The organism is Psychrobacter sp. YP14, from assembly GCF_003209315.1.
GTDB lineage: Bacteria > Pseudomonadota > Gammaproteobacteria > Pseudomonadales > Moraxellaceae > Psychrobacter > Psychrobacter raelei.
This window is the reverse complement of sequence record NZ_CP029789.1, coordinates 822,298-847,376: the sequence shown is the minus strand read 5'-3', so window position 1 is coordinate 847,376 and position 25,079 is coordinate 822,298. Positions and strand designations below refer to the sequence as shown.

24 protein-coding genes and 1 tRNA gene are annotated in these 25,079 nt (G+C 44.3%); 8 read left to right on the top strand and 17 right to left on the bottom strand.

Annotated elements, in window-relative coordinates; all coding sequences use genetic code 11:
* Positions 1-73: 73 nt before the first annotated feature.
* Together DLE54_RS03630 and DLE54_RS03625 are read left to right on the top strand one after the other, a co-directional pair.
* Positions 74-1,162 (top strand): HNH endonuclease, encoded by a 1,089-nt coding sequence (locus tag DLE54_RS03630; protein WP_227535497.1) that lies wholly within the window; start codon positions 74-76, stop codon positions 1,160-1,162.
* 55 nt (positions 1,163-1,217) lie between these two features.
* A complete protein-coding gene (locus DLE54_RS03625) occupies positions 1,218-1,850 on the top strand; it encodes a class I SAM-dependent methyltransferase (RefSeq protein WP_110816288.1) in 633 nt (210 codons plus the stop codon).
* An 84-nt stretch (positions 1,851-1,934) separates the two neighbouring features.
* Here the strand turns inward: DLE54_RS03625 and DLE54_RS03620 are convergent, their stop codons facing one another.
* The 4 genes from DLE54_RS03620 to DLE54_RS03605 all read right to left on the bottom strand — a co-directional run bounded on the left by DLE54_RS03620 (position 1,935) and on the right by DLE54_RS03605 (position 4,391).
* Positions 1,935-2,303: a hypothetical protein gene (locus DLE54_RS03620; RefSeq protein ID WP_227535480.1), complete on the bottom strand. Its 369-nt coding sequence runs from the start codon at positions 2,301-2,303 to the stop codon at positions 1,935-1,937.
* Positions 2,304-2,319: 16 nt separating this feature from the next.
* Positions 2,320-2,607, bottom strand: coding sequence for a hypothetical protein (locus DLE54_RS03615; RefSeq protein ID WP_110816287.1), 288 nt, complete (start codon positions 2,605-2,607; stop codon positions 2,320-2,322).
* Positions 2,608-2,620: 13 nt separating this feature from the next.
* Positions 2,621-3,916: a hypothetical protein gene (locus DLE54_RS03610; RefSeq protein ID WP_110816286.1), complete on the bottom strand. Its 1,296-nt coding sequence runs from the start codon at positions 3,914-3,916 to the stop codon at positions 2,621-2,623.
* 398 nt (positions 3,917-4,314) lie between these two features.
* Positions 4,315-4,391: transfer RNA gene (locus DLE54_RS03605), tRNA-Val, on the bottom strand.
* Positions 4,392-4,718: 327 nt separating this feature from the next.
* On the opposite strand from DLE54_RS03605, the gene DLE54_RS03600 reads away from it, so the two are divergent.
* From DLE54_RS03600 to DLE54_RS03580, 5 genes are all read left to right on the top strand, one after another.
* On the top strand, positions 4,719-5,717 hold the full coding sequence (locus DLE54_RS03600; protein ID WP_110816285.1) for a diaminopimelate dehydrogenase: 999 nt from the start codon (positions 4,719-4,721) through the stop codon (positions 5,715-5,717).
* 391 nt (positions 5,718-6,108) lie between these two features.
* Positions 6,109-7,113: a glutamate/aspartate ABC transporter substrate-binding protein gene (locus DLE54_RS03595; RefSeq protein ID WP_110816284.1), complete on the top strand. Its 1,005-nt coding sequence runs from the start codon at positions 6,109-6,111 to the stop codon at positions 7,111-7,113.
* 136 nt (positions 7,114-7,249) lie between these two features.
* A complete protein-coding gene (locus tag DLE54_RS03590; protein WP_110816283.1) occupies positions 7,250-7,996 on the top strand; it encodes an amino acid ABC transporter permease in 747 nt (248 codons plus the stop codon).
* Positions 7,993-8,667, top strand: coding sequence for an ABC transporter permease subunit (locus DLE54_RS03585; RefSeq protein WP_110816282.1), 675 nt, complete (start codon positions 7,993-7,995; stop codon positions 8,665-8,667). The genes DLE54_RS03590 and DLE54_RS03585 overlap by 4 nt, the downstream gene beginning before the upstream one ends.
* 185 nt (positions 8,668-8,852) lie before the next feature.
* Positions 8,853-9,584: an amino acid ABC transporter ATP-binding protein gene (locus DLE54_RS03580; RefSeq protein WP_041773523.1), complete on the top strand. Its 732-nt coding sequence runs from the start codon at positions 8,853-8,855 to the stop codon at positions 9,582-9,584.
* A 57-nt stretch (positions 9,585-9,641) separates the two neighbouring features.
* Here the strand turns inward: DLE54_RS03580 and DLE54_RS03575 are convergent, their stop codons facing one another.
* Positions 9,642-10,289 (bottom strand): glutathione S-transferase, encoded by a 648-nt coding sequence (locus DLE54_RS03575; protein ID WP_110816281.1) that lies wholly within the window; start codon positions 10,287-10,289, stop codon positions 9,642-9,644.
* Positions 10,290-10,505: 216 nt separating this feature from the next.
* Between DLE54_RS03575 and DLE54_RS03570 the strand changes: the two genes are divergently transcribed.
* Positions 10,506-11,210: a fumarylacetoacetate hydrolase family protein gene (locus DLE54_RS03570; RefSeq protein WP_110816280.1), complete on the top strand. Its 705-nt coding sequence runs from the start codon at positions 10,506-10,508 to the stop codon at positions 11,208-11,210.
* 104 nt (positions 11,211-11,314) lie between these two features.
* Here the strand turns inward: DLE54_RS03570 and DLE54_RS12235 are convergent, their stop codons facing one another.
* The 12 genes from DLE54_RS12235 to DLE54_RS03510 form a co-directional block, all read right to left on the bottom strand.
* The gene (locus DLE54_RS12235; RefSeq protein WP_110816279.1) at positions 11,315-11,443 is read right to left on the bottom strand and encodes a FeoB-associated Cys-rich membrane protein; all 129 of its coding nucleotides are present in this window, start codon (positions 11,441-11,443) and stop codon (positions 11,315-11,317) included.
* Positions 11,444-11,462: 19 nt separating this feature from the next.
* Positions 11,463-13,373: a ferrous iron transporter B gene (gene feoB, locus DLE54_RS03560; protein WP_110816278.1), complete on the bottom strand. Its 1,911-nt coding sequence runs from the start codon at positions 13,371-13,373 to the stop codon at positions 11,463-11,465.
* 57 nt (positions 13,374-13,430) lie between these two features.
* Positions 13,431-13,751: a FeoA family protein gene (locus tag DLE54_RS03555; RefSeq protein ID WP_011959954.1), complete on the bottom strand. Its 321-nt coding sequence runs from the start codon at positions 13,749-13,751 to the stop codon at positions 13,431-13,433.
* A 252-nt stretch (positions 13,752-14,003) separates the two neighbouring features.
* Positions 14,004-14,411 carry an arsenate reductase (glutaredoxin) gene (gene arsC / locus DLE54_RS03550; protein WP_110816277.1) on the bottom strand — a complete coding sequence of 136 codons (408 nt, stop codon included), beginning with the start codon at positions 14,409-14,411 and terminating at the stop codon, positions 14,004-14,006.
* Positions 14,412-14,705: 294 nt separating this feature from the next.
* Positions 14,706-15,104, bottom strand: a complete 399-nt coding sequence (locus DLE54_RS03545) for a DUF1971 domain-containing protein (RefSeq protein ID WP_011959952.1) — start codon at positions 15,102-15,104, stop codon at positions 14,706-14,708.
* Positions 15,105-15,164: 60 nt separating this feature from the next.
* Positions 15,165-15,620, bottom strand: coding sequence for a hemerythrin domain-containing protein (locus DLE54_RS03540; RefSeq protein WP_110816276.1), 456 nt, complete (start codon positions 15,618-15,620; stop codon positions 15,165-15,167).
* A 66-nt stretch (positions 15,621-15,686) separates the two neighbouring features.
* Complete coding sequence (locus tag DLE54_RS03535; RefSeq protein ID WP_110816275.1) at positions 15,687-16,640, bottom strand: peptidylprolyl isomerase; 954 nt, start codon at positions 16,638-16,640, stop codon at positions 15,687-15,689.
* 114 nt (positions 16,641-16,754) lie between these two features.
* Positions 16,755-17,936, bottom strand: a complete 1,182-nt coding sequence (locus DLE54_RS03530; protein WP_110816274.1) for a globin domain-containing protein — start codon at positions 17,934-17,936, stop codon at positions 16,755-16,757.
* 192 nt (positions 17,937-18,128) lie between these two features.
* Positions 18,129-18,854: a respiratory nitrate reductase subunit gamma gene (narI, locus tag DLE54_RS03525; protein ID WP_110816273.1), complete on the bottom strand. Its 726-nt coding sequence runs from the start codon at positions 18,852-18,854 to the stop codon at positions 18,129-18,131.
* A 12-nt stretch (positions 18,855-18,866) separates the two neighbouring features.
* On the bottom strand, positions 18,867-19,730 hold the full coding sequence (gene narJ, locus DLE54_RS03520) for a nitrate reductase molybdenum cofactor assembly chaperone (protein WP_413775366.1): 864 nt from the start codon (positions 19,728-19,730) through the stop codon (positions 18,867-18,869).
* Between the two features lies 1 nt (position 19,731).
* A complete protein-coding gene (gene narH / locus DLE54_RS03515) occupies positions 19,732-21,270 on the bottom strand; it encodes a nitrate reductase subunit beta (RefSeq protein ID WP_110816272.1) in 1,539 nt (512 codons plus the stop codon).
* 36 nt (positions 21,271-21,306) lie between these two features.
* On the bottom strand, positions 21,307-25,077 hold the full coding sequence (locus tag DLE54_RS03510; RefSeq protein ID WP_110816271.1) for a nitrate reductase subunit alpha: 3,771 nt from the start codon (positions 25,075-25,077) through the stop codon (positions 21,307-21,309).
* Positions 25,078-25,079: the final 2 nt, after the last annotated feature.

Here is a 25,079-nt window from a genome sequence, read left to right as displayed (position 1 = left end):
TTAATATTCATGGCAACCTATTTATCGAACACATCTATAAAATCTGACCCTCACCATGGTGCATGTCAATGATATGAGATATAACTCTAATAATATGTATAAACCCTCAGCAGACTTTCAGATAAACTTCTTAAATAACATTCAATGGCTTTTAGAGTCGAGTTCCTACACCTCTACTTATAAGTTTGCCTTGCTGATGTCATTATCAAATCTCTCGATTGAATCAGGTATTGATGATAATAGAATCTGCTCTATATCCTACCTTCATCTTGCAGAACAATTTATACACTTATACTGGACACATGCCCTTCCCTTTTCTAAGCAAAAACCGAATTCTGTTTTAAGACAAAGCCATACTACCGGTCAGATTAAAGTTATTAACTGTATCTTAGATTTACAAGCAGAAGCTAAAACGATCAACCTAAATACTGCGCGCGCATTTAACAAGCAAAAATGGGATTCAACGCTAAAAGATATTGCTCGGACAATAAAAACATATCCTGCCAAACACTTACAAAGTGCTAAGAACAATACTCAAAGAGAATTTTTATATCATTACAATGCGAAATCAAAAGAAATTGTATTAAATGCTGGTATTGCCTATTGCCTGGCTAAATTTAGCAAAATAATTCACAAGCTTTGCCAACAGTATTGGTCAGAATTTGTCCGCAAAAATCGACATAATCAAGAGTACTTTAACGAAGATTTGGACCTGTACTACTTCCTATTTAACCAGTCCAGACAAAGTCTAAATGCACTGGTTCCATTACTTACTGACATCCAAAAAGGACAGTGTTTTTATTGTCATAATTCCATCAAGGGCACGCCAGAGGTTGATCACTTCATTCCTTGGTCTAAATACCCCATTGATACCTTACATAATTTCGTATTAGCCGATCATAAATGTAATAACAGCAAACGTGACTTTCTCGCTGAAGAGCGCTTTTATGACTCTTGGTTAATTAGAAATGACGACTATGGCAAGTTAATAGGTAGTGAAGGAAAATCTTTAGGTTTTATAAGTAACATCCAACGCTCTGAAACCATCAGTCAGTGGGCTTATCAGGTCGCTATAGAGCACAGTGATTTGGTATGGTCGCCCGGTACAGGAAGCCGTTTACGAACTATTGACCCGAGACTTTTACGACATCTGAGAGGTTGATAGCTACAAGCACTTACTTTAAAAGATAAACATTGATTATGAAGTGTTAGTATTTATGAAAGCCAAAGAAACTTTAAACTACTATAACCAAAACGCTGAAACTTATATAAAGCAAACGAGAAATCTTCGAACCAATGATTTATGTGATAGGTTTGTTTATGAATTGCCGTTTCATCTTGGTATTGCCCATCATGTCTTAGATGTTGGCTGTGGCTCTGGTCGAGATGCCTTTTGGATCTCTAATAGATACGCAATCAATGTCACTGCTATCGATGGTAGCTCAGAGATGATTAAGATTAATAAGAAAAACTATGAGCTCAGTGAGGTTAAGTGGCTAAACGTCCTGTTTGATGAGATTAAAATCCAAGGTTGGGAGGATAAGTTCACTGGCATTTGGGCATGCGCTTCTTTATTGCATGTTCCTTTTAATGCACTGCCTTACCTGATGGCGGATTTAATCAAAACCTTAAAGTTTGAGGGCATTATGTACGCATCTTTTAAGCATGGCGACGCTGAAAGATACGATGGGGAGCGCTTTTTCTGTGATATGAATGAAGAACGGTTGTTAGAGGTGTTGCATCAAATTCGTGTTGATTGTACGCTTGAGTATGATTGCTGGGTTACCTCTGACCTAAGAGAGGATCGAGATGATGAGTGGCTTAATGTGATGATGACTAAATATTTTTAGTCATCAAAAAGCATTTAATCTAAATGGCAGTTACACAGAGTTTTGAACGCCCTCTTCGGGATGGGCTGTTTAGATAAGGCTACACTAGTTACTCATTAATCTTAAAAACTGCGGGTTTTTAATCTGCATCTGGATATTATTTTTGTACTCTTCTATTTTACCACGAGCACAAAAGCGTCTGCCTATATGACTGTCAATTTTGCCAAATCTCTCCTCAAACCATCGATAATCATTATCCCAAACTAAAACGGTTAAGGTTTGATTAGGGTATCGCTTATCTAAATTAAGATAGTGCCTATTTGAAAGATGTTTAATTTCTGCTAAGTTTCCACAGGCCATCACTGACTTTCCAACATGAAATGGTGCTTTATAGGCTTCAATCTTAGGTTCTTCAGCTTGTGCTACTGTACTACTCATCGCCACTGCTAATATTACAGCTAATTTTTTATACATAATTTATCCTTATAATCTAAATTGAATACACTGTTTTGAAGTAAAGTATGATGACAATCATTAAAACCAATATTATTAAGCATCCCGCTATAACCTGTGAAACTGATAATTGACTATCAGGCAATTTATTCACTTTCTGAAGCGAGCTAAGCTCAATTTCTAACTTTTTAAGCTCAATTTCCTCTAGTATTTGCTGTCTTTCCTCTTTTTTTTCTTTCTCTATTATCTTTTCACCCTTCTCAGCCATTTCACAAATTACACCCAGTAGTAAGATAGTAAGAACAACTATTACTCCAGTTCCCATTACTCAGACCTTCTTACTGTAACTGACTAACAGAAGTTAACTTGATTTGAGGACTACCTTTATATGAATCTATAGTACCTTTGACGCAAAGACTTCGGCCCTCATATTGATCAAGATTATCAAAATTACTGGCATCTGAATCCCAAACAACAATCGTGGCATCTTGGTTAGGATAAGTATCCCCTAGATTTAAGTACGTTCCTTTGTTAAAGCCTTTAACTTGTACAACATCACCACATACAACACCATAAGAACCGACATACTGGTTTGCTTTTGAAGATGGAATAGTAGTGGGTGAGGGCTCATAGCTCGGTTCAGACTCAATCTCTTGATAACTCGTTTCTTCAGCATCTATGACAGCATGCTCCTCAGGCCCTGTGACTGTTGCAGTATTATTTTCAGCACTAGCAGTTGTGAGTGTTTCAATTTGATCAGAAGACTCATCTAAAGACTCTGATGTATCTACACTATTATTATCAATAATGGTCATATCTTCAGGGTAATCGGTATTACTACTGTCATAGGTAATTGTTAATGCCATTGGCTCAGTCACTATATTTTTTGTATCATCTGACTTATTAAAAAAAGCATTCGCGCCCAATGCAACCACTATTAAAGAGGCAGCTCCTATCCCTATCATGTTACTAAGCGTAATCTTAGTCTTAGAAACTTGTGGTGTTTTTATAATTTCAGGCTGCTCTATCTTAGCCTGTAAGGCATCTATAGTTTGCTTAAGTCGAACAATATCATCTTTGGTGATAGTATCTTCTGTACTGCTACTTTGCCCTTTAATGTTTTCGGCCTGCTGCCCATTAGTTTTTTGATCAGCCAATTGCTCTTTATACCATGCTAGCTGACTTTGATACTCTTCAAAGCGCTTTGCATTTTGCTCCTCTACTATCTTGGCACTTAATTGATTTGTACTCTGTAAATGTAGTGTCTGTCTAATCTCATCAATGATTACCTGAGGCTGACTAAGCATTTGCTTATTGGTATATCGAAGCAACACACCATAAATTTTAACTAAATCATTCTGTCGCTTTAACATGTCATCAAATTCAGAATATCTTTGAACTTTCCAATACCCATCTAGTTCAATAGGTAGCATATAACCTTTGGTTTTATTGGCAATCATAAAGTCAATATATCTATTCTTACCATTAGAGTCGGTAAAATGAAACTGTGCTTTAACATCTTGTGGCTCAATTTCAGGCATCTTTGCTAAGATGGTTCTGACAAACTGCTCTTCATAGCCCGCTATATGTTCTAGTTGTTTCTTATTCGCTGCTATCCAGTTTTCCCACTCCATCTACTTACTCTCCATTCAATTAAGACTATACTATTGGTTAATAATCAATCGGTTGTGATTTTACCTGATTTACCTATGCTCCATATAAAATTTAAACTAATAAATATATTGATAATATTTTTTGTATTTTATGTATAATAAAATACTCCATAGTAAACACTTCATTATACTCCCAAAAAAAGCCAGACAACCGACGCTGTCTGGCTTTTAACTCTCAACAGAAATACCTACCTAACATTGTATTCCTGCCAGGTAGCATGCTCACACACCTCACAGCACCAGCTCTCTTTAGAGCGCATATAAGCAATATCAGCATTATAAATAGGAATTTTGTGCTACAGCCCTTATAAAACGGGCATAAAAAAAGCCCCAATCTTAAAGATTGGGGCTTTCGAATCTGGTAGGCGTAACTAGATTCGAACTAGCGACCTCTACCATGTCAAGGTAGCGCTCTAACCAACTGAGCTATACGCCTATTTAGGTGGTGTATTTTAGCAAGTTTTCTAGCTTTTGCAAGCCTTTATTTCTACAATAATTAAATTGATGACATAACTCACCTATTATACTTTTAGCTTATCGTTTGCGCCGCTCAATTTTTTTATAGCTATATTAAAATCACCCCTTATTTTATAGCGATATATACTAGATATTATTTCTTCGACACCCGTTATTACTTATAACTTAGGCTATATTGATTAAAAATATCAAAATTAAAGCTGCCTCTCTGATTGACCCAATCAACTCCCGCCTCTGCTATAATCAAATTGGTTTAAATCCAAAAGATATTGTAAGGCTCATTATAATGACTCAACCAATAATCAGAGTTGCCATCGCCGGTTATGGTAACCTTGGCAGCGGTGCCCAAGCCGCGATTAATCAAAACCCCGATATGACGTTGGTGGGTATCTTTAGTCGTCGTGATCCCGCTTCGGTCACCCTAATTGATAATAGTGTCCCTGTATATGCTATGGATGATATTGCACAATATAAAGATGAAATAGACGTGCTCATTTTATGTGGCGGTTCTAAGTCAGATTTACCTGAGCAAGGGCCAAAGCTGGCCGCTTTATTTAACATAGTAGATAGCTTTGATACGCATGCTAAAATTCCTGAGTATTTTGAATCGTTAGATACCCCTGCTAAGCAAGCTGGCAAGATAGCCCTACTTTCTGTGGGCTGGGATCCTGGATTGTTTTCTATCAACCGCTTATACGGTGAAGCCATTTTACCAGTTGGAGAAACTTATACCTTCTGGGGCAAAGGGCTAAGCCAAGGACATTCAGATGCCGTACGCCGTGTGGTAGGTGTTAAGTCAGGTGTACAATATACCCTGCCCTCAGAGTCTGCTATGGCCAAAGTACGCAGTGGTGAGCAGCCGATCCTCAGTACTCGGGAGAAGCACACCCGAGAATGCTATGTGGTGTTAGAAGCAGGCGCTGATGAAGATACGGTCCGCACTGCCATTGTGAACATGCCTGATTACTTTGCGGACTATGACACCACAGTGCATTTTATTGACCAACAAACTTTTGAGCGTGACCACGGCAAGATGCCCCATGGTGGTTTTGTCATGCGCAGTGGCTCTAGCGGCACCCAAACTGATACCAATCACCAGGCCCTAGAGTTCTCGTTAAAGCTTGAGAGCAACCCGCAATTCACCGCCAGCGTCCTTGTGGCCTATGCACGTGCTGCTTATAAAATGAACAAAGCAGGTGAAACAGGTGCCAAGACCGTCTTTGATGTGGCACCAGGTTTGCTATCACCCAAGACACCAGCTCAACTGCGTAAAGAGCTGCTTTAAGTACGCTTAAACCGATAAATCCCCAAACAAAAAAACGCACTGAGCCTTGATAGCTTGGTGCGTTTTTTATTATGCGTTATCTCAAACGGCTTGTTCGTTATATTTTTTGAATTGTAGAGCATTAGCAATTGTTTAATATAGATAAAATTATTTTTCTAAAAATACTTTCCCAACCGTGATACTTTTATATTACTATGTTAATTAAGTATTAAAGGTGTTTCAACAAACTATTGGTAATTTTGGCCAGCCTATTTACCAACGCATTGATGTTTTAAGGCTGCAATATAAGTAGGGATACAAGAGCTGGGCACTAACCATTTGAATGTACTTCAAAAAATACGTTGGTTATGTCAATAGTTGCTCTCATTCACATTAAATAAAGGAACATATTATGCATTACAAAGTCAAAACGCTGACACTTGCTACTCTTTTGGCCTTTGGTCTTACAGGGTGCAATAATAATCAGTCCGCCAATACCGATGCTCCAGCCACAGCAGAAGGCACCAGCACCACTGAAGCTACCCCCTCAACAGATGGTGCTAATGCAGATGCTTCAGCCACTTTAAATAAAATTAAAGACTCAGGGACCATCGTAGTGGGTTTTCGTGACTCCTCTATTCCTTTTTCTTACATCGCCGATGATCCCAATCAGCCATTAGGCTATGCCCATGATTTAGAAATGAAGGTTGTGGATGCAGTCAAAGACAAACTCAACATGCCAGATCTTAAAATTCGCTACAACCTCATCACCTCTCAAACTCGTATTCCTTTGGTCCAAAACGGCACCATCGATTTTGAATGTGGCTCAACCACCAATAATGAAGAGCGCCAAAAGCAAGTTGCCTTCTCAAATGGCTTTTTTGAAATTGGCACACGTTTATTGACCAAAAAAGACTCAGGTATCAATGATTTTGAGGATTTAAAGGGTCGTACTTTGGTGACTACGGCAGGGACAACCTCTGAGCGCTATATTCGTCAATATAATGATGAGAAAAAACTCGGCGCTAAGATCATCTCAGCGAAAGACCATGGCGAAGCTTTCTTAATGTTAGAAAAAGGCCGTGCAGATGCCTTTATGATGGATGATGTGCTTCTAGCAGGTGAAAAAGCCAAGTCTGCTCATCCAGAAGAGTGGCAAATCGTTGGTACCCCGCAGTCATTTGAAATCTATGGCTGTATGATGCGCAAAGATGACCCACAGTTCAAAGCGATTGTGGATGAGGCATTAAAAAATGTTTATGCGTCAGGTGAGATTAATGATATTTATAACAAATGGTTCATGAATCCTATTCCACCTAAGAACGTAAATATGAACTTTGAGATGTCAGACAATCTTAAAGCACTTATTGCCAATCCACATGATGGTGCACAGCCTATGGCGGCTCCTGCCCAATAAGCCACAACTCATATTGTCGCTTTGAATATTAGCTAAACTGTGCCCATACTTTTCATTCTTTGGCAAGGTATGGGCATGTTGCTTTTTTAATAGGCCATTTAGGGATATAAGTGGTGCTAAGAATAAGGGAATACAGATGAATTACAGTTGGAATTGGGGGGTGCTTTTTGAGTCAACCGGCATTGGTGATGGTATCTATTTGTATTGGATATTATCAGGGCTCGGCTGGCTACTGCTTATTGGTACCATTGCTTGGATACTGGCATTGGCTATTGGTACAGTCTTGGGGATTATGCGCACGCTACCCAGCAAAACAGCGCGTACGATTGGCACCATGTATGTGACCTTTTTTCGTAATATCCCTTTATTGGTACAACTGTTCTTTTGGTTCTATGTTGCCCCAGGCTGGCTAACGCCTGTCCTGCAAGAGTGGTGGTATAAAGGCCTGTCTCCTAATATGTCAGCCATGATTTCTGCCAGTATTGGGCTTGGCCTATTTACTGCCGCGCGTATTACCGAGCAGGTTCGAACCGGTATTCAATCCTTACCTGAGGGCCAACACAATGCCGCCTATGCTTTGGGCTTTAGCACCGCTCAGGCTTATCGACAAGTGTTGTTGCCACAAGCATTTAGAGTCATCCTACCCCCACTAAGCTCAGAGCTGACCAACTGTTATAAAAATGCCTCTATTGCTTCTTTGGTCGGGGTGATGGAGCTTATTAGTCAAACCAAAACCATCAGTGAGTACACCCAAAACAACATCGAAATCTATACCTACGCCACCATTATCTATCTACTATTTAACCTATCGCTCATAGGTATCATGGGTCTTATTGAACAAAAACTTCGTGTCCCAGGGCTAATTGCAGGAGGTAAAAAATGAGTGCATTTGTCACCGAGTTAACCACCGCATATCCAAGCCTAATCAGTGGCATGATTGTCACCCTCAAAGTACTACTACTAGCGATAGTAGGCGGTATGGCACTGGGTACCGTATTAGCCATGATGCGCTTATCAGGCATTAAAGCCCTTGAGCTACCCGCCAAGCTATATGTGAACTTCTTTCGATCAGTGCCGCTGCTGCTAATCCTACTGTGGTTCTATTTTGCTGTACCGATGATTTATAACGGCTTAACCGGTAGCTATATTACTTTTGATACTGCCTTCACCTCCTGTGTGGTGGCCTTTATGGTGTTTGAAGCCGCTTATTTCTCAGAAGTAGTCAGGGCGGGCATCCAATCCATTGGTAGCGCACAGGTCAATGCAGCCAAAGCTTTAGGGATGACGTATGCTCAGACCATGCGATTGATTATCTTGCCACAAGCCTTTCGCAAAATGACCCCGCTTATTTTGCAGCAGTGTATTATTTTATTCCAAGATACCACTTTAGTATTTGCAATTGGATTGAGTGACTTTTTCCGATCAGCTTACGTACGCGGTGAGCTAATGGGATATTTAACCCCTTACATCTTAGGCGCCGGCACTGTGTATTTCATCATTAGTTTGATTGCCTCTATTGGGGTTCAGCGCCTGCAAAAATCCATGCGATTTTAAGCTTCATGCGCGTTTGCTTCATATTAAGAGCTATAATAACGGATACCATTATGAATAAATTTGAGACAAAACCTGACAGCCCTACCCCACCTTTAACCTCCGACTCTATGCCTACTGACCGCCCCAATTCCTATATCAATGATTTTGGCGGATTGGTCACCGATACAGGACATGCCAGCGATGAGATGGTAATTGAAATGTCTAATGTCAGTAAATGGTATGGTGACTTTCAGGTACTAACTGACTGTACCGCACACGTGCATCGTGGCGATGTGGTGGTGGTCTGTGGGCCCTCTGGCAGTGGTAAGTCCACTTTGATCAAAACGGTAAATGCGCTAGAGCCGTTTCAAAAGGGTAAGATTTTCGTCAATGGCATAGCCGTGGGTGATTCAAAAACTGATTTGCCAAAGCTACGTAGCCGAGTGGGCATGGTGTTTCAGCATTTTGAGCTATTTCCGCATCTTTCAATCATTGATAATTTGACTGTGGCACAAATCAAAGTCTTGGGGCGCAGTGACAGTGTGGCCCAGCAAAAAGCCATGGCTTATCTTGACCGTGTGGGGCTATCGGCTCAAGCCAAAAAATACCCCGCCGAACTGTCAGGCGGGCAGCAGCAACGTGTTGCCATTGCCCGCGCTTTGGCAATGGACCCGGTATGTATGTTATTCGACGAGCCTACCTCAGCACTGGATCCTGAAATGATTCAAGAAGTGTTAGATGTTATGGTAGAGCTTGCAAAAGAGGGCATGACCATGATGTGTGTGACTCATGAAATGGGGTTTGCCAGCCAAGTTGCCAACCGTATCATCTTTATGGATGAGGGACACATCGTGGAGAACTGCAGTAAAGATGAGTTTTTTGAAGGGGCACGTAGCGATCGCGCCCAGTTATTTTTATCTAAAATCTTGGGGCATTAATCGCTTAAAGCGGATCTTGCCAAGCAAAGTAATGCGCTTTAATGAGCTCTGCTGGGTTTAGCTGCCAAATACCACCACGTCATCTCCCTCAGACCAAGGTGTATATTTCGTCATGGCCTGCAAAAATAGTGGATGCTCAAGCCAATGCCGAAGCCAGCGCTGCACATGTACATAAGGCAGGCGATAAAACAGTGCACGATCAACATGAGCGAACTGACGCACGAACGGCATAATGGCAATATCCGCCACACCGATGCGCTCGCCAAAAAGATAAGGGTGCTGAGTTAACAAGGCTTCTAGGGTGCGCAAAAACTGCTCGCCCTTTTGCCTATAAGCCTCTTGGCTCATGTCAGGATAACGATCGGCGTATTTATAGCGATCAAGCCAATATTTAAACTCAGTATCATTTCGATCAATTAAAGCCTTAGCTTGAGCGCCTACTGTGTTATCCAGTAAACATTGAGGGTCATTTTGGTTAAGTGCCCACAGCATAATATCACGGCTCTCTTCAATCACTGTCCCATCTGCTAACTGCAAAACAGGCACCGTGCCTTTGGGGCTGATGGCAAGCATTTGCGGTGGCTTATTTTTTAACACCACCTCACGCAAATCAACTGACACACCGGCAAATAACAGCCCAAGCCGCGCCCGCATTGCATAAGGACAGCGGCGAAAAGAGTACAAAACGCCAAGCTTATTGTTCATAAAACCTCTACCTTAAGACCAAAGAATACCTTGTTTATTACTGCGCTAAAAACTCATTGAGTAAGGCGCGCCAGCAAGATGAGCGCTTGTGGTTTTAATTGACTGGTGGTGTGCGTTAGCATAGCATGTCCTTATTTTTACTATAATATGCGGTATAAATTGGTTTAAATGTGCCTTAATATAGGTCATTTGGCCCACTTATAAAAGGACTGTGCTATGACCTATGTTTTTAACCCCAGCTTGCCTGCAGCATTAGATGTCAAGGGCGTTCAAGATAAATTCCCAGTACGCCGGGTATATTGTGTCGGCCGCAACTACGCCGCTCACGCGATAGAGATGGGTTCAGACCCTGATCGTGAGCCACCATTTTTTTTCTGTAAGCCGGGCGATGTTGATGCGGTGGTGGCAGTGCCTGCCAATGGTAGCGTGGATATCCCTTATCCGCCATTGACCGAAAACTATCATTACGAAACTGAGCTTGTGGTAGCAATAGGCAAGCCTGTAAAGGACATCTCAGTGGCACAAGCTGCCTCTAGTATTTTTGGCTATGGCGTAGGACTAGATATGACCCGCCGTGACTTGCAAGCCACCATGCGTGAGCAAGGCCGCCCTTGGGAGATTGGCAAGGCTTTTGATTATTCAGCCCCCATTGGTGAGCTGACCCCTATCGCTGATTTGGGTGAAATAAATGCCGGTAATATTAAGCTGACCGTCAATGGCGAGACGCGACAAGATAGCGACTTGACTCACTTAATCTGGAGTGTCTCTGAGGTGATTTCTCGTTTATCACAGCTGTTTGAGTTAAAACCAGGCGACTTAATCATGACCGGTACGCCAGCTGGTGTTGGGCCCGTGGTAACAGGGGATACGTTGGTGGCCAGTATAGAAGGCTTAAGCAGCATCAGGGTAAATATTAAATAAATCAAGCATATCGCCATCAAGCAGCAAGGCTCAAGTGACCCCAAGCGAATACGAATCACGGATGGATTATAACCTTATCAAAAATAAGGCGAAAGCTTGGCGTGCTATGAGCCACACTTTCCGCAGCCAGAGGCACAGCTGCTTGATTTTTTGAACAATACTCTAGTCCACACATAATATAAAGCCAAGGCGATAATAATAAACACCAGACCATATTCGATAACATGAGACATCGCTTATTACTCCAATAATTTATAGACCAAAAATAAAACCTGCAACTTGGTACGTTATCCACGCCATCACATAGGCTAAGGCAAACAAATAGCCAGTAATGGCTAAGGTCTGCGGCAAAGATTTGGTTTCTCTGCGAATCACGGTCAACGTTGCCAGACACATGGGGGCATAAATATAAAAGGCCAAAAAGGAGAACGCTGTGGCCAATCCCCACTGATTATGGATAATCGGCATTAGAGTATGGCTCACCGCTTCTTCACCGACATTGCCCACAGCATATACAGTACCTAGCGCCGCCACCACCACCTCGCGGGCGGCCAGACCCGGAATCATGGCAATGCACATCTGCCAAGTAAAGCCGATGGAGCTAAAAACTGGCTCAATAACATGGCCAAGCATGCCGGCAAAACTGTGGTTAATGGCTGGATCTGTACTGCCTATTGGTGCTGAGGGAAAGCTCACCAAGGCCCATAGCAGCACGCTTAATGCAAAGATCACGGTCCCTGCCCGTACCAAAAAGGCCTTAACCTTGCTCCACAGCTCAGTGGCAATATGCTTGACATTGGGCATACGATAAGTGGGCAGCTCCATCAATAACGGAAAGCTGGCTGCATCGCTTTTACTGCGTCCCACTCGGGTCATTAGCCAAGAGATGAATAAGGCGGACACAATACCTGCGGTATATAACACAAATAAGGTCATCCCTTGCAAATTAAAAAGCCCAAACACGCTCTTATTGGGTATCACCGCAGCTATGATCAATGCGTAAATAGGTAACCTCGCCGAGCAAGTGAGCATAGGCAATACCGCTATGGACACAAAGCGCTCTTTAGGGTTTGGAATGGTACGGGTCGACATAACAGCCGGTACAGCACAAGCAAACCCAGATAATAGCGGGATAAAAGAGCGGCCTGACAGCCCTACTTTGGACAATAACGTATCTAATAAAAAGGCGGCGCGCGGCAGATAGCCCGAATCTTCCAAAATTAACAAGAATAAAAACAGTAAGGCAATCTGAGGCACAAACACCACCACACTGCCAACCCCAGCAATAATACCGTCTACCAGTAGACTTTTTAAGATACCCTCAGGTAAGTAACTGGCTATCATCGTCCCAAAGCCATTTACCAACAGCTCTAGCCCATCCATCATAGGGGCGGCCCAAGCATAGATGGCTTGGAAAATCACAAACAATATACTTAGCAATATAACCACCCCCGCCACAGGATGCAGCACCCAATAATCTAAACGCTCATGCCACTTAGGCAATCTGTGCGGTGTAGAAACGGTTTGGCTGATTATCTCATCAGCGCGTTGATACAGCTGCTGTGGATCGGGTACATCTTGGGCGAAGCGTACTGGCCTTATGTGGCGGTGTTGGCGCTGCGAGAACTCTTTAATTAATGACAATAAAGCATCATTAGCGCGGCGCTTGATAGCCACCGTTTTTACCACAGGTACCCCAAGCTGCTCAGAGAGTTTGTCTTCATTGACAACCATACCGCGGCTGACTGCCACATCATTTAGGTTTAATGCCACCATCATCGGTAGACCCAAGCTTTTTAGCTCAAGAATCATCCTTAACGACATCCGTAAGTTGGTGGCATCAGCAACCACCAAGATGGCATCGGGGATAGACTCACTGGGCATCTCACCCATCAAGACCTTTCGAGTGACCTCTTCATCGGGACTTGTGGTTGCTAGGCTATAAGTGCCTGGCAAATCCAAAATCCTGACCTGGCTTTGATTAATAAAAGGCGCTGAGCGCTTATCGACCGTAACACCTGAATAGTTAGCCACTTTGGCTTTTGAGCCGGTCAAAACATTGAACAAAGCGGTTTTGCCACAATTTGGGGCGCCGACCAGCGCGATAGTAATGGGGGCTATGCTGCCCTCAGTGGCGGCACTGGCTAAAGAGGATGTTGACATACGGGGAGTCACTTATCGGTAAAAAAAGCCTACAAAAATGGGGACAGGTATCTGGGGCTATAACGCCTTGCAGCGAATTTTTTGTAACTCATCAAGACGCAAGCTAAATTGCACGCCTGAGCCTAATTGCACTGCATAAGGCGGCTTACCAAATAAACCTTTAGCGACAATACGTATCGGCGTATTGGGCAAAAACCCTAAGTCTTTTAGGCGCTGACTGACCACAGCATCTAACCCTCCAAAGCGAGGATTTTCGACAATGGCTTCTATCAAAGCGATTTGATTTTTTGCAAGATCGATAAGTGAGTAAGATGAGGTAGGATAGCTGTTAGCAGACTCAGAGGCATCTGCATCGGTGGCGAGCATGGCTTTATCCATGGGCTATATCCAAACAAGTTAAGATATTGTAAATATTAATACTTACGATTTGCAATTATTATATGCCTAGTTTTTTTACTCAACAATATATTTTAATGGCCGTTACATTTTTTCCTAAAAGCGTAATATACCGGCATACTCCTTAAAAAAAAGCCCTGAACCGTAAGGCTCAGGGCGTATCTACAATCAAAACAGATCAGGCGCTCCAGCGGCCAAAATCAACCCATTGAGCTGGCTTTTAGTTGGCTTCAGCTACAGCGCGGGGTAGGTAATAATCTCGCCATTTTCTTTAGTAAATGTCTCTACAGGAGTGGCTAAAACCTCAAATACCCGCTCTAAGGGACGGCATAACACAGCGCCCTTGTCTGTCACCACAATCGGTCGATTGATTAAAATTGGGTGGCTAATCATGGCATCGATGAGTTGATCATCTGACACCTCAGGATTATCTAAGTCCAATTCAGTAAACACCGCTTCTTTGCTGCGCATCAGCTCACGCGGTGCCATGTGCATCTGATTTAGCAAATTAACCAAATACTCACGGCTTGGGGGTGTGTTTAAATACTCGATCACCTCAGGTGTCTCACCTGATGCTTGCATAATGGCCAAAGCATTGCGCGAAGTGCTGCACTTTGGGTTATGAAATATAGTCGCCGTCATTTTGGTCTCCTTAGGGATTAAATCAACAAAAGTACAAGGTTCGCTCAGCATATAAAATCATGCCCATTTAATCAATGTCGCGACTAAATAAGCCTGCTGATATTAACCCCCTAGTGCGTTCTTCAATCAGCATGTCACCGCCTTGTTTATGGCTTATACCTTATGGCTTATGGCTGATACCTTTTCTAAAAAACAACCTAGCGTTGTCAAACTCGTTTACCGTACTAAGTGTACAGTTTTCACTCGTCATCTTTTCACTCGTCATCCTTGCTATGTTAATTTTTAGATTTGGTATTATTTTTTGGGTGCATCCTTCACAACCTCATCGAATAAATCTGCGATGGGCTGATTGTGTACTTTTGACTGCTGCATAAGCTTGCTGCCTTCATGCTCTTTTTCGGACCAAAAATTAATATTAAATTGAGCATCGTCACTTAGCTCAACCCGGTGCCAATACTGTGGTGGACTGACTGCAAACTGGCCGGCCTGAATCACAATTTTTTTCTCAGGCTCAGTGGCAGCTTCATCAGCAAAGCCAAAAAAGGTAACCGTGCCTTGCATGACGCAAATCTGACCATAAATACCTGCAGCTGTATTGTGGTGGGTCAGTAATGCAGGAGGGATATTGTCTTTGGTGAAGAATGGTGTGGAGCGCTTGACTCTCCAGTGACTGGGAATGACTATAGGGCTCATGTTATCTCCTTACGATTGTACATACAGACAAAAGTGATGACTTCCTGTCGAGGTAATGGCTTATCGATTTTCTTTTTCACGTTTGACATTTTTAGAGCTGGCATCATAAATAGCATCCAGCTCTTGCTCGGACAACACGTGTTGAGCCAGTGGAAACAGCTCACGCTCCTCAAAACGAATATGGTCATACAAAGCGTTGGCAAGCTCTTGAACTTGAGCGGCACTCAGGCTAGGCAAGCCAATAAGCTGATACAGCTTTTGATGCTGCTCAGCTATTTTATCAATGACCTGTGCCACTTGAGGATGGCTGGCTCTATAACCCTCTAGCTTGGTCAATATAAGATCATCTTCAACCTTAAAGTGATTGGTCATATTTTGGTTAATATAGTCCGTCAAAGCTGTCCAGTGTTTGGCAATGTCCTCAACATCATTGGCACATACCTTAGCACGGCGAGAGAGCACCAGACCTAAATGATGCTCTCGTGACAAAGGCTGAAGCTGATTCGTACGTTTCATAATACATCCTTATACACTTAGTAACTTTGACTTTGACTTTGACTTTGACCTTACAGCCTAGCCTATCTAACCGCGGAAAATATTCTCTTGAGCCAGCTCCATTTGAATACCATCAATCTCTGCTTGCTCAGCCAAGGTATATAAGTAATCACATAGCCCATGATGGAAAGCCTGCTGTGCAAGCTTATTCGCGATAGCAGGTTTGGCTTGCAAGTAATCCAGCTGAACACTAGGCTGTTTATCAAGCACCTGTACGATATGAAATCCATAGCGGGTCTCGACCGGACTGGGCGCTAACCCCTCATCCATTGAGAAGACGACCGATTCAAACTCAGGTACAGTTTGACCTTGGGTTAACACGCCCAGCTCACCGCCTTGCTCTTTTGAGGGGCAAGCTGAATACTGACGCGCCAGCTCAATAAACTCTGCATCAGCATTGGTACTGTTACTAATCTGCTCAATAAGCTCATATGCTTGTTTTTTAAGCGCCAAACGCTCTTCCCCATCCTCAGGTAAGCTCGCCAGTAAGATATGACGTACTGACATAATGGGCGCGGTTTTATAATCGGCTTTATTTTGTTCGTAATAGCGCTCGCACGTGTCACCATCAGGCGTGCTGGCTGTTACGTTTTTATCAATTAAATCTGAGATGGCCTGCTCTTCATTGGCCTCCCAAGCGGCTTGACCCAGCTGAGTATCCTCTATTACGGCATTTTTTAACAACTCACGCACCACCAAAGCTTGAGTGGCCAAAAATAGTGCATCCTCTTTGGTGGGTGCCGGATGATACTGTAGCTCTTGAGCGATGGCTTGTTTGTCAATTACCACACCATTGACACGCACTGTTGGCAATTCTTCACGACTTGAGGCAATCAGATTTTGATGATTGCTACGCTCCTCTGCCAGTGCTTTTTGGATAAACTCTTGGTCAGAGTGCGGCTTTTTTAAGTCATCTAAGGTGGGCATAATGCGAATATTGTCATCAGCCGCTTGTCTAGGGTCGTAAGTCATTGCTGTCATGGTGTACTCCATTGAGTCATATGTCTCTATAAAGCTGCCTTAATCTTAATATCGGCAAGCTTTATAGAGCTGCTGCTACAGATGAACAGCGTGATTTAATTTCATTGAAGGCGTCTAGCCCACGCTTAGGCTCATTTTTGGACCAAAGGGCTCATAGTGGATGTTATCGCCGCTGTGCTCCAATGCCATTAACCCTTCAATCATGCTGTCCATAAAGACCATAGAGCCGCACACATAGACATCGGCAGGATTAGGTAGGGTTTTTAGCCAGCTTTCATCTAATAGTTGACCTTGCTCAAAGTAGAAGGTGTGCTGTTGTACATTTTGTGCTTGGCCTAGTAGCTGCGCTACGCGGGTATCAAAGGCTTGAAACTCTGGGTTTTGGCACGCATAAGCCCAGATGATAGGGCGACTAGGATTGGCTTTTACTTGCGCCTCAAGCATAGCCAGTACTGGTGTAATGCCCACGCCCGCACTGATTAATACCAAGGGCACCTCATTTTGTTCAATAAGAGGTTTATTTAATTCAAAATCCCCTGCCGGTGCAGATAGTAAGATGGTATCGCCGACTTCCACATGATCATGCAAGTAGTTAGACACCAAGCCGCGATGAGCATTACGGTTGTCACGGCGTACCGCAAATTTAATACCGTCGCTGCTATCGACTGAATACAGTGAATAATGTCTTAAGGCAATATGGTCACTGTCTTGTGGGTCGGTTTTTACAGTAATGTACTGACCTGCTGTTAATGGCAATGCACGGATATCTAGGCTGCTGTCTTCAGGCTGTACCGTGAAGGCGGCGATGTCTGTGCCGGTGATTTGTTTGTCCACCACTTTAAAGGGCGCAAAGCCTGGCCACATGGCCTGCTCGTACATGCTTTGTTCTACCTTGATAAACACCTCTGCAATCTCAGCATACGCCTCTGCCCAAGCCTCGATAATCTCGTCTGTGGCGGCATCACCCAGTACTTCCTTGATGGCGCCCAATAAATGTTTACCAACGATAGGATAATGTTCAGGCTTAATCTGTAACGCGCGGTGCTTATGACCAATTTGCATCACTTGCGGTAATAATACTTCTAACTGCTCTAAATGCTTGGCTGCGGCCAAAACTGTAGTCGCAAGAGCGCTTTGCTGGCGTCCTAGCTTTTGGTTGGTTTCATTAAAAATATCCAAAAGCTCAGGGTGCTCAGCAAACATATTTTGATAAAAGACCGTAGTAATCTGGGTGCCATGAGTTTCAAGCACAGGAACGGTTGCTTTTACGACTTGTAATGTTTTGGGTGATGCCATTGTGATTTCCTTAATCAGTAGGGTATGCAACTCGGCATTGAGCACGGGTTGGTGGGTAAAAGAATATAAAGCAGCGAATAAAATAGCCTTGCTCATCACTGCAGGGCGCTATTCTATCATAAGATTCATTTTAAATGAATCTTATGATTTTACCGGACCAACCCTTTGTTGTATAGCAATTGTGATAAATTCCTACTGAGAGGTTTTTTGTCTCACAATCTGATAGCGGCGACCCAAATACCACACTGGCGCACTGATGATATGAATCAAACGTGTGAATGGGAAAATCATAATCAGGGTAATGCCTAGCGCCATATGCAGCTGATAAATCAGATCGGCTTGTTCGATACGAGCGGCCGCATGCCAAGGTCTTAAGATCGTAATATCTTGTGCCCAGCCAGCAAGATTCATCATGGTTAACCCATCAAGATGATGCATGGAAGTAAAGATAGATATCAGACCTAAGTTGAGCTGGATAAATAGCAATATCAATACCAATTTGTCGCTAAAAGATGAGGTATGCGAGATACGATCATCGGTAAAGCGGCGTACCATCAACATCACCATACCAATCCAGCACACTACCCCTGCAATACCACCGACCACCACCGCTAGGATTTGCTTGTGTGCAGCGCTGATAAATGGCTCATAAATAAAGTGAGGCGTTAACATACCAACCAAGTGACCCAGCAGGACAACAATAATACCCACGTGGAATAAATTGCTGGCAAGGCGCATGTTCTTTTTGCGCAGCATTTGTGAAGAGCCGGTCTTCCATGAGTACTGTGACAAATCAAAACGCGCCCAAGTACCAAGGATGGCAACCACTAATGCAATGTAGGGGTAGATACCAAATAAGAAAATTTGTAGCCAGTTTAAGTTGGCCAAAGACTGTACACCAGGATCTGCAATATTCACGAGACTCTCTCCTTAAGGCTGTTTAACAGGTTTCGACGTATCGAAATCCACCCAATGCACAGGGGCATCGACTTGTTTTGGCGGCATGACACTTCGGTCTATCGCAATACCTTTGGCAAGGTTTTGTGAGCTTGAGGGGCAGCGCTCTTCTTGCTGCGCCCCTAAGAAATCAACCACTTCTTCTTCCCACTCTTGATCCAGCGCTTCAAAAGTATCGTCACGCTGCTCTTGTTGCACTTGCTCCCCTAATGCATCAACCGCATCCAGTGGCTTACCAGCAATTTGTAACAGCGCATTAAAGCAGCCTTCGTACAAGCTGTCTCTATCTTTGAGTCTGGCGGCCAGTAGCGCAATGATGTGACTGACATCTGCAATATCCATACGGATTTTGATTTCATCACCGGTCACTGCTGCTTGATACGCCAAAAACTCTAAATACATCGGCAGATAATCAGGCAGCTCTTTTTGATCAATCTCAAAGCCAGCGTCTTCATATTGACCCATCAAGTCAACCATAGCCTGCCCACGGTCACGTGATTCGCCATGTACATGCTCAAACAGCCATAATGATAGTGAACGACCACGCTCAAACAAACCATCGTATTGCGCTTGCGCTTCTAGTGATCCCATCTCAATTAGCTCATCTATCAGTGCTGCAATCTGAGCACGCACCTCTGGGCTAATAAGCGGCGAGGTGCTAACAATGTCTTTTGACAGTGCCAGCGTGTCACCTTCAAACAGCTCATTGGCCGGATAATCAATCAGCAGGCTTAATACTTTTAAAATCTTCATATCAGAGTCTGCAATGGTTGGCATCGCTTGTGCATCTTGAGCAACATCGGTCTCAAAAGCTGTATTTTGGATAACGTCTGCCATGTTACACCTCCCACTTTTGAACGGTGTCAATAAAGTCACGGCGGGTTGCCTTTTTCTGACCGAACATGCTGGTGTCGCTGCTGCCTGAGCAGCCTTCACCAAAGGTAAAGCCGCAACCATTACGCTCGGCGAAGGCATCACTCATCGCCTCTTCTCTATGCGCCGTTGGAATGACAAAACGGTCCTCATAGTTAGCAATCGCTAGATAGCGGTACATCTCTTCCACCTGCAATTTGGTTAAGCCCACGTCATCTAGGATGCTTTGTACTTCTTGCTTCTCTACCAATTGCATACGCTTGTAGCTGCGCATTGCAAGTAGGCGTTTTAGTGCCATGCGGACAGGCTCTTCATCACCAGCGGTTAGCATGTTGGCCAAATAACGCAGTGGAATACGTAAGCTGTCCACATCTGGAATCAGACCGTCCATGCCCACTTTGCCCGCTTCTGCTGCATTTTGAATCGGTGATAAAGGCGGTACATACCACACCATAGGTAGCGTACGGTACTCAGGGTGTAATGGCAGTGCCAGTTTCCAGTCCATCGCCAGTTTGTAAACCGGTGATTTTTGAGCCGCATCAATCACAGATTGAGGTACGCCATCTTTTAATGCTTGAGCGATGACTTCTGGATCGTTTGGATCTAAGAATACATCCAGCTGTGCTTGGTATAAGTCTTGCTCATTTGGGGTACTCGCAGCTTCTGCAATCTTATCAGCATCATATAAAAGCACGCCAAGGTAGCGAATACGGCCCACACAGGTTTCAGAACACACGGTTGGCATGCCCGCTTCGATACGTGGATAACAGAAGATACATTTTTCAGATTTACCTGATTTCCAGTTGTAGTAAATCTTTTTATAAGGGCAGCCTGAGATACACATACGCCAGCCGCGGCATTTGTCTTGGTCAATGAGTACAATACCGTCTTCTTCACGCTTATAAATCGCCCCACTTGGGCATGACGCCACGCAAGTTGGGTTTAAGCAGTGCTCACACAGACGCGGCAAATACATCATGAAGGTGTTTTCGTACTCGCCATAGATGTCTGCTTGCACGTTATCGAAGTTTTTATCACGGCGACGCTTTTCAAACTCTGAGCCTAAAATTTCTTCCCAGTTAGGACCCCATTCGATTTTTTGCATCCGCTTACCGGTAATGGCAGAGCGAGGACGCGCAATCGGCTGATGATTACTAATCGGTGCGGTTTGTAAGTGCTGATAATCAAAATCAAACGGCTCGTAATAGTCATCAATCTCTGGCAAATCAGGGTTAGCGAAGATGTTCGCTAACACTCTGAATTTACCACCGATACGCGGATTAATTGTGCCATTGGCATTACGAATCCAGCCGCCATTCCATTTGTTTTGATTTTCCCACTCTTTGGGATAACCGATACCCGGCTTTGACTCTACGTTGTTAAACCAAGCGTATTCCATACCTTCACGGCTGGTCCAAACGTTTTTACAGGTAACTGAGCAGGTGTGACAACCGATACATTTATCGAGGTTAAGCACCATGCCTACTTGTGATCTGATTTTCATGGGTGTGTGCTCCAAATTAACATGTTTAAGGTTGTCTTAACCTTCTAAAGTGGTTGGTAATGGCTGTGGTAATGAGTCATCTGGCTTGTCTTCTAGCCAATCAATCTTCGACATCTTACGCACCACCACAAATTCATCACGGTTACAGCCGACCGTACCGTAGTAGTTAAAGCCGTATGATTGCTGCGCGTAGCTACCAATCATGTGTGTTGGCTTTAAGATGGTACGGGTCACTGAGTTGTGGATACCGCCTCGGGTACCGGTCTGCTCAGAGCCTGGGATATTGACTAGTTTTTCTTGCGCGTGATACATCATGGTCATGCCGTCTTTGACACGTTGACTGACCACGGCACGGGCAGTAATTGCACCGTTGACGTTAAACACTTCAATCCAGTCGTTATCTTCAATACCGGCTGACTTGGCATCATTTTCTGATAACCAAACAATCGGACCACCACGGCTAAGCGTGAGCATTAGTAAGTTTTCAGAGTACGTACTGTGGATACCCCATTTTTGGTGCGGGGTTAAGAAGTTCAGTACAATCTCTTTGTTACCATTTGGCTTAGCGTCTTTCATGATATCCGTGGTCTTGGTATCAATCGGCGGACGATACTGCTGCATCTGCTCACCGAACGCCTGCATCCAAGGGTGATCTTGATAAAACTGCTGACGGCCAGTAATGGTACGCCAAGGAATCAGCTCATGAACGTTGGTGTAACCAGCGTTATAACTGACCGATTCAGACTCAAGACCTGACCAGGTTGGGCTTGAGATAATCTTACGTGGCTGGGCCACAATGTCTCTAAAGCGGATTTTCTCGTGCTCACTTGATGCTGCTAAGTGGGCATGCTCACGGCCAGTAAATGCCTCTAGCGCCTTCCAGCCTTTCACCGCGACCTCACCATTGGTCTCAGGTGCCAGCATCAAGATGGTCTCTGAGGCATCAATAGCGGTAAAGATTTGTGGACGACCCTCTGACACACCCGGTGTGGTCACACGATGGTTTAAATCGCCTAAGTCTTTGACTGCTTTGGTCATATCCCAGTTGAGGCCTTTTGAGCCGTTACCCAGTTTCTCAAGTGCAGGGCCCAATGAGGTATATTTGGCATAAGTATTGGGATAATCACGCTCAACCACTTTAATCATGGGGCAGTTTTTACCCGGTACTGGTCGCTCGCCAGCGGTTTTCCAGTCGGTACCACCAAAGGGCTGTGCCAACTCACCTGAGCTATCGTGCTGCATGGGCAAGGTCACCACATCCGTCTCAACCCCTAAGTGACCTACGGATACCGCTGAGAAGGCTTTGGCAATACCTTTGTAGATTTCCCAGTCGGTTTTTGATTCCCAAGCGGGGTCAGTGGCTGCGGTTAATGGATGAATAAATGGATGCATGTCTGAGGTGTTCATGTCATCTTTTTCATACCAAGTTGCCGTTGGCAGTACGATGTCTGAATACAGGCAAGTTGATGACATACGGAAATCGAGCGTCACTACCAAGTCAAGCTTACCTTTGGCGCCCTCTTCGACATAATCCACCTCTTTTGGACGCAGGCCATCTGGCAAGTTCTCTTCACTCATTAGGCCGTTTTTGGTGCCTAAGAAGTATTCCAGCATGTACTCATGGCCTTTACCAGATGAGCCTAAAAGGTTTGAGCGCCAGATAAACATATTGCGTGGGAAGTTTTGTGGGTTATCAGGTGACTCACAAGCAAAGCGTAAGCTGTTGTCGTGCAATGAATCCACCACATACTCTTCGATATCTTTACCTTGTGCTTTGGCCGCAGCTGCAATAGATAACGGGTTGCGGTTCAGCTGAGGTGCCGATGGCAGCCAGCCGGCGCGTTCGGCTTGAATGTTGTAATCGAGCATGTGCTCTGGGAAGAACTTCTTATTTACTCTAGGCGATAAAATCTCGTGTGCCGACACGGTCTCATGGCGCCACTGTGAGCTGTGGTTGTAGAAAAAGCTTGTGCCGTTCATGTGACGTGGCGGACGGTGCCAATCTAGGGCGAACGCCAGTGGCAACCAGCCCGTTTGTGGGCGTAGTTTTTCTTGACCCACATAGTGTGCCCAGCCGCCGCCTGATTTACCGATACAGCCGCACAGCATCAACATGTTAATCACGCCGCGGTAGTTCATATCTAGGTGATACCAGTGGTTCATACCAGCACCGATGATAATCATCGATTTACCATGAGTTTTGTGTGCGTTTTCGGCAAACTCACGGCCCACTTGGATCACTTTTTCACGAGATAAACCAGTGATAACCTCTTGCCAAGCTGGCGTGCCAGGTACGGTAGCGTCGTTATAATCATCAGTCACATGCTCGCCGCCCAGACCGTTATCAACGCCTAGGTTCGCAACCGTTAAGTCAAATACAGTGGTCACTTTAACAGTGCTGCCATCCGCTAAAGTGACGGTTTTGCAAGGCACACGTTTGACTTGCAGCGCATCACCCGCCACGGCATTAAAGTAAGGATGCTCGGTATGACCAAAGTAATCAAAAGCAACGTCACAAACCTCTTGCTCGCCAGCATCGGATTTCAGACTTAAGGTTAAGTCGATGTCTTTACCAGTTGAGCCGCTTTTTTGCTCAAGGTTCCATTTGCCTTTTTCGCCCCAGCGGTAGCCGATAGAGCCTAGCGGCGATACCAATTCACCATCATTATTAATACCAATGGTTTTCCACTCAGGGTTATTCTCCTCACCTAAGTCATCGACCAAATCTGAGGCACGTAGGTAACGACCCGGACGACGACCACCATTATCATCTTCTTCTAACATGACCAAAATTGGCATGTCGGTGTAACGCTTGGCGTAATCAATGAAATAATCGCTTGGCTGCTTGAGATAAAACTCTTTGATAATCACGTGACAAAACGCTTGAGCCACCGCCGCATCGGTACCCTGTTTTGGGTTTAGCCACAGGTCAGTTAGCTTTGAGATTTCAGCATAGTCTGGAGTGATAGAGACCGTCTTAGTGCCTTTGTAACGTACTTCGGTAAAGAAGTGAGCGTCAGGGGTACGGGTCTGCGGTACGTTAGAGCCCCAGGCAATAATGTAATCTGAGTTGTACCAGTCCGCGGATTCAGGTACGTCGGTTTGCTCGCCCCATGTCATCGGAGATGCTGGCGGTAAGTCGCAGTACCAATCATAAAACGACAGACACACACCGCCGATTAAGGACAAATAACGGCTACCAGCGGCATAGCTGACCATAGACATCGCAGGAATCGGTGAGAAACCAATGATACGGTCAGGGCCATAGGTTTTGGCGGTATAGACGTTACTGGCGGCGATGATTTCGTTCACCTCATCCCAGCTTGAGCGAATAAAACCGCCCATACCCCGTTTTGATTTGTATTCGACCGTTTTGCTTGGGTCTTCAACAATGCTCGCCCACGCATCAACCGGGTCTTTGTGCTGTGCTTTGGCCGCACGCCATAGCTTTAATAATGGCTTACGCACCTTTGGATACTTAACACGGTTAGCAGAATACATATACCAGCTATAGCTTGCCCCACGAGGACAGCCACGTGGCTCATGGTTTGGCAGATCAGGACGGGTGCGTGGATAATCCGTTTGCTGCGTCTCCCAAGTCACCAGACCGTTTTTAACAAAGATTTTCCAAGAACAAGAGCCAGTACAGTTTACGCCATGCGTAGATCTGACGACTTTGTCATATTGCCAGCGATTACGGTAACCGTCTTCCCATCCTCGCGACTCATCGCGCACTTCACCATGACCGTCAGCGAACTCCCCTTTTTTGCGTTTAAAAAAACGAAACTGGTCGAGTAAATGGCTCATAT